Source organism: Brevundimonas sp. (genome assembly GCF_018608325.1).
Taxonomy (GTDB): Bacteria; Pseudomonadota; Alphaproteobacteria; order Caulobacterales; family Caulobacteraceae; genus Brevundimonas.
Genome location: NZ_JABAZW010000131.1, coordinates 1 through 8,970, shown reverse-complemented (window position 1 = coordinate 8,970; position 8,970 = coordinate 1). Strand labels below are relative to the sequence as shown.

General features: G+C 65.7%; 8 protein-coding genes. 2 read left to right on the top strand and 6 right to left on the bottom strand.

Annotated elements, in window-relative coordinates; all coding sequences use genetic code 11:
- Window positions 1–1,134 (top strand): MFS transporter (locus tag QZ281_RS12850; protein ID WP_292228970.1); only part of this gene is annotated, 1,134 nt, incomplete at its 5' end.
- A gap of 104 nt (window positions 1,135–1,238) precedes the next feature.
- Here QZ281_RS12850 and QZ281_RS12845 read toward each other — a convergent pair.
- A complete protein-coding gene (locus tag QZ281_RS12845) occupies window positions 1,239–1,835 on the bottom strand; it encodes an NAD(P)H oxidoreductase (RefSeq protein ID WP_292228968.1) in 597 nt (198 codons plus the stop codon).
- A gap of 117 nt (window positions 1,836–1,952) precedes the next feature.
- On the opposite strand from QZ281_RS12845, the gene QZ281_RS12840 reads away from it, so the two are divergent.
- Window positions 1,953–2,834, top strand: coding sequence for a LysR family transcriptional regulator (locus tag QZ281_RS12840; RefSeq protein WP_292228966.1), 882 nt, complete (start codon window positions 1,953–1,955; stop codon window positions 2,832–2,834).
- Between the two features lie 21 nt (window positions 2,835–2,855).
- On the opposite strand, the gene QZ281_RS12835 is transcribed toward QZ281_RS12840, so the two are convergent.
- The 5 genes from QZ281_RS12835 to QZ281_RS12815 all read right to left on the bottom strand — a co-directional run bounded on the left by QZ281_RS12835 (window position 2,856) and on the right by QZ281_RS12815 (window position 8,908).
- Window positions 2,856–3,962, bottom strand: coding sequence for an HlyD family secretion protein (locus tag QZ281_RS12835; protein WP_292228964.1), 1,107 nt, complete (start codon window positions 3,960–3,962; stop codon window positions 2,856–2,858).
- Between the two features lie 9 nt (window positions 3,963–3,971).
- The gene (locus tag QZ281_RS12830) at window positions 3,972–5,669 is read right to left on the bottom strand and encodes an MFS transporter (protein WP_292228962.1); all 1,698 of its coding nucleotides are present in this window, start codon (window positions 5,667–5,669) and stop codon (window positions 3,972–3,974) included.
- Window positions 5,669–6,220 carry a TetR/AcrR family transcriptional regulator gene (locus QZ281_RS12825; protein WP_292228960.1) on the bottom strand — a complete coding sequence of 184 codons (552 nt, stop codon included), beginning with the start codon at window positions 6,218–6,220 and terminating at the stop codon, window positions 5,669–5,671. The genes QZ281_RS12830 and QZ281_RS12825 overlap by 1 nt, the downstream gene beginning before the upstream one ends.
- Window positions 6,221–6,299: 79 nt before the next feature.
- The gene (locus QZ281_RS12820; protein WP_292228958.1) at window positions 6,300–6,812 is read right to left on the bottom strand and encodes a GNAT family N-acetyltransferase; all 513 of its coding nucleotides are present in this window, start codon (window positions 6,810–6,812) and stop codon (window positions 6,300–6,302) included.
- On the bottom strand, window positions 6,809–8,908 hold the full coding sequence (locus tag QZ281_RS12815; RefSeq protein ID WP_292228956.1) for a S46 family peptidase: 2,100 nt from the start codon (window positions 8,906–8,908) through the stop codon (window positions 6,809–6,811). The genes QZ281_RS12820 and QZ281_RS12815 overlap by 4 nt, the downstream gene beginning before the upstream one ends.
- Window positions 8,909–8,970: the final 62 nt, after the last annotated feature.

Below are 8,970 nucleotides of genomic sequence, written 5' to 3'. Positions count from 1 at the left end.
TTGCCGCTGGCGGGCCTGTCGGCCCTGGCGCTGGCCGGGTTCCTGACGGTGCTGACCGAGGCCCTGCCTGCAGGACTGTTGCCGCAGATGAGCGCGGGACTGGGTGTGTCCCAGCCGATGGTGGGGCAGTTGATCACCGCCTATGCGCTGGGGTCGTTACTGACGGCGATCCCCCTGACGGCGGCGACGCGATCGCTGCGGCGGCGGCCTCTGCTGATCACCGCCATCGCCGGATTCCTGATCGTCAATGCGGTGACCGCACTGTCGACAGCCTATGCCCTGACGCTGGTCGCGCGGTTCGGGGCAGGGGTGTTCGCGGGCGTCGTCTGGTCCCTGCTGGCGGGATACGCCAGCCGCATGGCCCCGGCCCATATGACGGGGCGCGCCATCGCCATCGTCATGGTCGGCACGCCGCTGGCCCTGACTATCGGCATTCCGGCGGGCACATGGCTGGGTGGGCTGATCGGATGGCGCAGCGTCTTTCTGATGATGAGCGCGGTCAGCATTGTCCTGATCGGCTGGATCCTCTGGCGCGTGCCGGACTTCGAGGGCGAGAAACAGGCGGCGCGGCGTTCGCTGGCGCAGGTGTTCGCCATTCCCGGCCTGCAGGCTGTTCTCGCGGCGACGCTGGGTTTCGTTCTAGCCCACAACATCCTCTACACCTATGTCGCGCCCTTCCTTGAGCGGTCCGGGCTGGCGGGACGGGTGGACGCCATTCTTCTGCTGTTCGGCGCCACGGCCCTGGCCGACATCTGGATCACAGGCGTCCAGATCGACCGTCGTCTCAAGACACTGGCCCTGACCAGCACCATCGTCTTTGCGGCGACAGCGCTGGGACTGGGCCTATGGAGCGGATCAGCGGCGGCGGTGCTGGGCGGCGTGGCGGTCTGGGGCCTGGCCTTCGGCGGCGCGGCGACCTTCTTCCAGACGGCCTCGGCCCGCACCGCAGGCGACGCCGCAGACGTGGCTCAGGCCATGATCGTCACGGTCTGGAACATCGCCATCGCCGGCGGCGGTCTGATCGGCGGACTGCTGCTGCAATATCAGGGCGCGGCCAGCCTGCCGTGGAGCCTGCTGGTCCTGCTGGTCCCGACCGCCGTGCTCATCGCCATGAGCAGGCGGGGATTTCGCTAAGCGACTCGAGGACGGGGATCATCCCCCGTCCTCTTGCCGGAACGTGTCCGAAATGAAGGTTGAACTTGACGCCTACGCGGCCCTGCACACGAACAGAGCTGTCCTTAAAAACTGGCTTTGAGTTCGCGCACGACGTTTCTGGCCTGTTCGATCAGGGCGTCATGGTGGGCGGCGATATCGACGGCATCTTCTCCGAGCGCATCGTAAAGATATTCGACCTTAGAGTCCGTGGCGCCGCAAAGGCCGCCGATGCCGACGTTGAGTTGATGGGTCATGCTCTTGTCCAGCCCACGCTTGGTGAAAGACGCCTCCGTTTCTCCAGTGACGGCGATCCAGCGAGCCTTGTTGAAGGGCAGGCGACGACCGCCGCCATAGGCGATCCCATTGTTCCAAACGCGGTCGATATAGCCCTTGAGAATGGCGGGCACCGAGAACCACCAGACCGGGAAAACGAAGATCACGGCATCCTGGTTTTTGAGCTGGGCAGCCAAGGTTTGGACTTCGTCTGAATATTTCTTGTCGATGTCATGCCAATCGGGCTCATCAATAGGCTGCAACGAGGGATCAAAGCCCATTCTGTAGAGGTCGAGCTCCGTGACGGCGACCTCGACGGCATTGAGTTCTGACTTCACCGCCGCAGCCACGCGCGCGGTCAGGGAGCCGTCTCGCGGATGGGCCCATACGAGCAGTAGGTTCTTCATGGTCACTCCTGATTGCTTGTGGCGGCGCATGTCGACCGCCAGAGGAGTGGCCGTTAATCACGGCATATCTGATGGGAAAAGATTGTATTCATCTGAAAAACAGATAGATGCATAGGCATGGATTGGTCATTGGAACAGTTGCGGCAGTTTGTAACGACGGCTGAGACCGGCTCGTTCAGTGCGGCGGCACGCAAGCTGGGCAAGGCGCAGTCAGCCGTCAGCACGGCGATTTCCCTGCTTGAAGTGGATCTTGGCGTTGAGTTGTTCGACCGCTCTCGCCGCAACGCCCAACTTACAGCAACCGGTCAGGTTTTGTTGCTGGAGGCCGCAGAGGTTCTGCGCCAGGCGGAAGAGATGGGGCAAAGGGCGCATTTTCTGTCGAATGGCAATGACGCCAAGCTTGCGATGGCGATCGATGAGGCGCTGCCCTGTGCTGCGATCAGCACCCTGTTACGTGAACTTGCAGAGTGTTTTCCCGAAATCGAGTTGACGCTGCTCAACGGCACCGCGACCGAGGTTATGAGCTATCTGGATCAAGAACGCGCCGATGTTGCGTTTCACTTTGATCGCGCGTCGCTGAGGACCTGTTTCGAGGAACGCCCCGTTGGCGCCTTGCCGCAGGGCATCTTCGTCGCCGAAGGTCATCCTTTGTTGCAGAGCAATCCCGTGACCCGACGGGACTTGGCACGTTACCGGCAATTGTTGATGCACGCCGATGATGTGAAGACGCCGGCCTATAGTCCGAAGGTCTGGCGGTCGGACAGTTTCTACAGCATTGCGGAAATGGTGGCGGACGATCTCGGGTGGGCGATCTTGCCGGTCAATGTCGGCACATTCGAGAAGTATCCGAAACCTTTGCGGCAAATCGACTGTCCTGCCTTGGCGCTGCCGCTGCTTTCAGTGCGTATGCTCTGGTGCCAGGGGCGTCCGCTGCGCGCGACCGAGAAATGGGTGGCGTCCAGGTTCACCGAACTTCTCGGAATAGAGCAACAGGCCTGAAGGGGCTGTTGTCAGCCGCTCTCACGCCCCCGTATCGATCCGCGCCACGACCGACATGCCCGGCGCCAGACGTTCGATGGCTTCCTGACCCGGTTCGATGCGGATGCGGACGGGAATGCGCTGGGCGACCTTGGTGAAGTTGCCGGTGGCGTTGTCGGGGCGGATGACGCTGAACTCGCTGCCGGCGGCGGGGGCGATGCGTTCGACGCGGCCGCGCAAGGCCTGACCGCCCAGAGCATCCACCTTCAGTTCGACCGGCTGGCCGACGCGGATGTTCTTCATCTGCGTCTCTTTCATATTGGCTGTAACCCAGACCACGTCGGGGACCAGACCCATCAGCTGGGTGCCTGCGGTGACATACTGGCCCTGACGCACGCCGACCTCGCCCAAGCGTCCGGGACGGGGGGCGACGATGCGGGTGTTGGCCAGGTCGATCTGGGCCAGACGCACGGCGGCGCGGGCGTTCTCGACCTGGGCGGCCAGACTGTCGCGGCTGACGACAGCGGATTCGACGCTGGTTTCGGCGATGCCGCGTTGGGCGCGGGCCTGCGCGACCTGAGCCTGGGCGCTGCGCAGCGCCGCCTCTGCGACATCGACATTGGACTGGGACACCCAGCCGCCCGCCTTCAGGGTGCGGGCGCGGTTGGCGTCCGCCTGCGCCTTGGCCAGATTGGCCTCGGCGCCTGCGATGGTGGCGGCGTACTGGGCGACCGACCCGCGCGCCGAGGCCTGTGACTGGGCCGAGTTGGCCAGTGCGGCCTCTGCGGCGTGCAGGGTGGCGGTCGCCTGTTCAACGCGCTGGCTGTAGGTGCGGTCATCGACCTGGGCCAGCAGTTGACCGGCCTCGACCGTCTGGAAATCCTTGACCGGAACCTCGACCACATAGCCGCTGACCTGGGGGCTGATCAGGGTGACCTGACCGCGCACATAGGCGTTGTCGGTGCGCTGCATATGGCTGGTGAAGGGCGGAAGCTGCCAGGCGAACAGAACGACCAATGCCCCCAGCACGGCGACACAGGCGGCGACCACGGTCCACAGCACGCGCTTCTTCGGCTCAGGCGGGGGCGGGGCCGGAGGGGCTTGCGGCGCGGGCGCTGCGGCGGGAGCGGGGGCGGATGTGTCGGTCATGGGTCAGTCTCAATCGACGGCGGAGGCGACGGCGGAGGAATCGGGAGCCTGGTTGGCAGCCTGGCGGGCGCTGCGCTTGGCCTGCCAGCGGGGGCGAAGGTGGGTGATGGTCACCCAGGCGCAGCCGATCGCCGCCAGTACGGAGATGATCAGGAAGACGTCGTTGTAGGCCAGCACATTGGCCTGCTGCGTCACCTGACGGCTTAGGAGGGCGGCGCCTTCGGCATTCAGCAGGGCGGGGTCGGTGATGGTGGACGAATAGGCGCCTGACAGTTGGCGCAGGCGCAGGACCACCTGTGGGTCCATGGCGGTGATGTCGGCGGCCAGCTGGTTGGAGTGGAACTTTTCGCGGATGATCTGCAGCGAGCCGGTCAGGGCGCTGCCCGCCAGCCCGCCGACATTCTGCAGCACGCTGAACATGACGATGAAGCTGATCAGGTTCTCCTTGCCCTGGGTCAGCACCTTGACCACGCCCTGCATCAGGGCCGGGCCGATGAACATGGCCGAGGCGAAGGCGATCAGGGCCTGACTGACATAGAGCTGGGCCGGGCGGGTCAGCAGGGTCGAATGGCTGTCCATGAAGGCGCCAATGGCGATCAGGCCGAGCGCAATGGCGATAGGCTTGTTCAGTTTGGCCATGTTCAGGGTGAAGGCGCTGACGGCCGTGCCTGCGATCATGGCGACCAGGATGACGCCGAACAGGCCCATCAACTGATCCGGCCCCAAACCCACGACGGTCAGGAAGCCCACGGCGCCGGAAGTCTGTTCCGACAACACCATGCGGATCAGCAGGATCGCCCCGAACAGCCGCAGCATGTCCGAACCGGTCAGCCAGCGGATGTTGATCAGCGGATTGGTGCGGTTGTACTCGACCAGAAAGGCGGCGGTCAGCAGGATGATGGCCCCGATCAGCGCCCAGCCCAGCCACGGCGCCTCGGTCCACCAGATGATGCGGCCCAGGCCCAGCACGGCGCACAGCAGGGCCACGCCCGGCGCGAACAGGGCGAAGGTCACGAAGTCCAGCCGGTCGAAGACGCGCATCTTTTCGGACGGCGGCAGCTTGACCACCTGCACCGCGCCCCAGGCGATCAGGCACATGCCCAGTTCGTACAGATAGAAGGCGCGCCAGTCGCCCAACTGCAGCAGGCCCGGCATGATCAGACGGGCGATGGGCACGGCGAAACTGGTCAGGCCGATGCCGATGATCAGCCCCTTCAGCCGGTGCGCCGCCGGGAAGGCCTGGATGATGTAGAGGAAGCCCAGACTGCTGAGGCCTGCGCCCGCCATGCCCGCAATGGCGCGCACCAGCAGCGTGGACTGATAGTTGTCCACGAACAGGTGGGCCGCGCAGACCAGCACGAAGGCGCCCAGGAAGATCTGGGTGAACAGGCGCAGTCCGTACTGCATGCGGAACTTGACCAGGATCAGGTTCATGCAGGCGTTGGTCATGACGAAGACGACCGGCAGCCAGGCCGCCTCGGTCAGGGTGATCCCCAGGGAGCCCTGCAGGTTCTGGACGTTGGCGGTTATGGCGCCATTGCCCAAGCTGCCGACGGTGGCGACCATCAGGCCGGTGACGGCGTACATGATCCGCGTGGGCCAGCTGTGGTCCGGGGTGGCGGGCGAGCCGGGCATCATCGGCCGCTCGTGCGGCTTCAGCGTCTCGACATACTGTTCCCAGGGCAGATGCCAGTTGTTGCCAGCCATCAGCGCGCCTTCAGCCCGTTCAGCACGATCAGGCGAGTGCGGGCCGAAACCGCGCGGCGCTCGGCCTCGTCGGCGCCCTGAAAGCCCGAACCCAGCAGAGTGGCGATCAGACGCAAGTCCATCGGCCCCAGATCCTCCCGCACCAATCCCGCCGCCTGTGCGCGCGCCAGGGGCCCGGCGCCCGCCTCAGTCAAGCGTTGCCGCAATGGCGTAAGTGCATCTGGCGAACGGACGTTCCGCAGAACATCAGACCAACCCGCATTACGCATGACCAGATCGGCCAGTTCTTCGACAAACCAGAAGAAGACCTCGGGCGCATCGCCTTGAGCCCGCGTGCGGGCGTCCAGGACGTCGACCCCGTCGATCAACACGGCCAGGGCCAGTTCGGTGCGGTCCGAGAAGTGGCGGTAAAGGGTGCCGCGCCCGACGCCCGCCCGTTCCGCGATCAGGTCCAGCGGGACATCCAGCCCCTGTTCGGACAACAACTCGCGCGCCGCCTTGAGCAGGGCGGCTCGGTTGTTGGCGGCGTCTTTTCGTATGGGGCGCGACATGGTGAAGCGCTTAAGTGGACATCCGTGTCCGTTTTGCAAGGGGCCATTTTGTGGCGCCCTTGTTTCAACGTGAGAAGGCTCAGATGAGCGGCTTCTCCAGCACCACGAACGCCAGTTCGGGGCGTGGCGGATCGAGCGGGAAGGGGCGTTCCTCGCCGGTGCGGACATAGCCGCGGCGTTCGTACCAGGCGATCAGTTCGGCGCGGCGATGGATGACGGTCATCTCCATGCGGCGGGCGTCAAAGCGGCTGACCGCCTCAGCCTCGGCGGCGGCCAGAAGTTGCCGCCCTATGCCGCCCGCCTGCAAGGCCGGATCGACGGTCAACATGCCCAGATAGCTGAGGTCGTCGCCCGACCGGGCCACCTGCACGCATCCGATCAGAACCTCGTCACGGTAAGCTAGCAGGATGACACGCTCAGGATCGGCGATCAGGTCTGACAGTTCCTCGGGGCTGGTGCGTTCGCCCGACAGCATGTCGGCCTCATGCGTCCAGCCTGCCTTGGCGGTGTCGCCGCGATAGGCGCGTTCGATCAGGGGACGAAGGGCGGCGACATCATCAGCAGTCGCCGTACGGAAGGCGACTGGGCTCAACGACGGGCTCTCCGGGGGGCGGCCTGTGGCGCCGCCGCACCCAGTTCCTGAACCAGATGATCCATGCCGTACACATCGCGCAGGGCCGTGGTCACGGCCTGGGTGGTGACGATGACGCTGCGGTTGACGTTGCGGTCATAGCCGTAGGCGTTGCGCTGGGTCAGGACGGTGGAGTCGAAGTTGGCGCCGATGATCTCGCCCTTGGCGTTGACGGCGGGCGAACCGGACGAACCGCCGATGGTGTCGGACGACACAGCCATGTTCATCACGGCGTTCGGGTCGATCCGGTCCTTGGCGGCCAGAAGCTTGGGCGCGACATTGAACGGTTCGGCGCCGGTGGCGCGGTCCCACAGTCCGGCGAAGCTGGTGAAGGCGGGGATGCGCTGGCCCGGAACATCGGTTCCCTCGACCCGGCCATAGGTCAGGCGCAGGGTGCCGGTGGCGTCAGGATAGACGGCGTCGCCATAAACGGCGAAACGGGCGGCGGCCAGTTGCTCGGACGCGCGGGCGGTGGGGGCATCGACCTTGTTGCGCCATTCGGTGCGGACGGCGCGGGCGTCTTCGTCGATCGACAGGACATACTTGATCAGCGGATCATCGGACGCCTGAACGGCGGCAAGACCGCCTTCCCACAGGGCGCGCCGCACCGCCGGATCGGCCAGTTTGGTGCCGCTGACAACGCGGGCCGACAGCTGTTCAGGGCTTTCGCGGCCCAGCAGGGTGCGGACGTGGGGGCTGTCGACCGTCAGCCACTCGCGGGTCTTGGACAGCCACCATTCCAGACGGATCTGCTCCAGTTCGGCATAGACCGGACGCTCGGCGAACAGGCCGGACTGGACGGCGGGCAGGCGGCTGTCGGCATATTCGCTCAGGCGTTGATCCGACGGCTTGGCGCGTTCCTCGGCGCCGCGCACGATGGCCCGCGCCCACTGGAACAGCTGTGAGCCGCCCGCGACCGGGGTGGTGCCCATGCCGGTGCCGCCTTCCAGCAGCGCCATCGGGGCATAGAGTTCGCGCGCCAGCGGCTGGACGGCGTCCAGCGTGGCCCAGGGATTGACGCCCGCAGCGGCGCGCTGGCGGAAGTCGGCTTCCTGTTCGGCCTTGGTGGCCATGAAGGCGGGGTCGGTCAGGGCGCGCATCCGGCCCAGACCGCGCTTGTAGGTGTTCTCGACGCCGACGATGGGGTCCATGGCGATGAAGGCCTGATCGGCGCCTTCCTCGGAATAGCGGATCAGCCGACCGCGCAATTCCGACGCGATCAGTTGATCCAGCGGCAGGACCACGTCGCGGATCGTCATCAGTTGCGACTGGGTCAGCAGGCGCTGTGTGGCGCCGGGGTTGCCGGTGACGAAGACGGGTTCGCCCTCGGTCGGCTTGTTGGGGTTCCAGGCGAAGTGGACCGGCGTCTCGACCGGCTTGTTGTCTTCGTACAGGCGGATGAAGGCCGCATCGATGGCGAAGCGCGGGAAGGAGAAGTTGTCCAGATCGCCGCCGAAGGTCGCGGCGCGGTCTTCCGGCGCCCAGGCCAGACGGACGTCGGAGTATTTGCGGAACTTGTAGAGCTTGAACTGGCCGCCCCGGTACAGGCTGACGACTTGGCAGCGGATCTTGGGATCATTGCCGCAGGCTTCGGTTTCGATGCGTCCGGCCTCGGCCTCGCGCGCCTGGCTGAAGGCCTGTCCGTCCAGACCCTCGCCCGCCTTGTGCATCCGGGCGGTGACGTCGCTGATGTCGGTCAGCACCTCGGCGGTGGCGCCGGGGCATTTCAGTTCTTCCTCACGGCTCTTGGGGGTGAAACCGGTCTCGCCGTACTGAAGCTGGGGCGTGGACAGGTTGGCGACGCAGGTGGCGACGCAGTGGTTGTTGGTCATCACCAGACCCTGGCCCGAGACGATCCCCGCCGAACAGCCGCCGAACTTCACCGACGACAGACGCACCTTGTCCAGCCAGGCCTGATCGATGTTCGTGCCCAGCGTCTGGTTCGCGCGGGCGATGGGGAAGTTGTCATAGGTCCACATGCCTTCCTCGGCGCGGGCGCTGGTCGAAGCGGCGGCGAAGGCGAGGACGGCGACGGAGGCGGCGAGGGCGAGACGCATGAAGGATCCTATCTGTCTCCTCCCGGTCCGCGCAGCGGATGGGGAGGTGGCGCGGCGCGCCG

What these genes read in the sequence shown, in the direction of transcription:
- QZ281_RS12835 (WP_292228964.1), bottom strand. Translation starts at nt 3,962, where the DNA reads ATGACCGACACATCCGCCCCCGCTCCCGCCGCAGCGCCCGCGCCGCAA.
- QZ281_RS12815 (WP_292228956.1), bottom strand. Translation starts at nt 8,908, where the DNA reads ATGCGTCTCGCCCTCGCCGCCTCCGTCGCCGTCCTCGCCTTCGCCGCC.
- QZ281_RS12830 (WP_292228962.1), bottom strand. Translation starts at nt 5,669, where the DNA reads ATGGCTGGCAACAACTGGCATCTGCCCTGGGAACAGTATGTCGAGACG.
- QZ281_RS12840 (WP_292228966.1), top strand. Translation starts at nt 1,953, where the DNA reads ATGGATTGGTCATTGGAACAGTTGCGGCAGTTTGTAACGACGGCTGAG.
- QZ281_RS12845 (WP_292228968.1), bottom strand. Translation starts at nt 1,835, where the DNA reads ATGAAGAACCTACTGCTCGTATGGGCCCATCCGCGAGACGGCTCCCTG.
- QZ281_RS12825 (WP_292228960.1), bottom strand. Translation starts at nt 6,220, where the DNA reads ATGTCGCGCCCCATACGAAAAGACGCCGCCAACAACCGAGCCGCCCTG.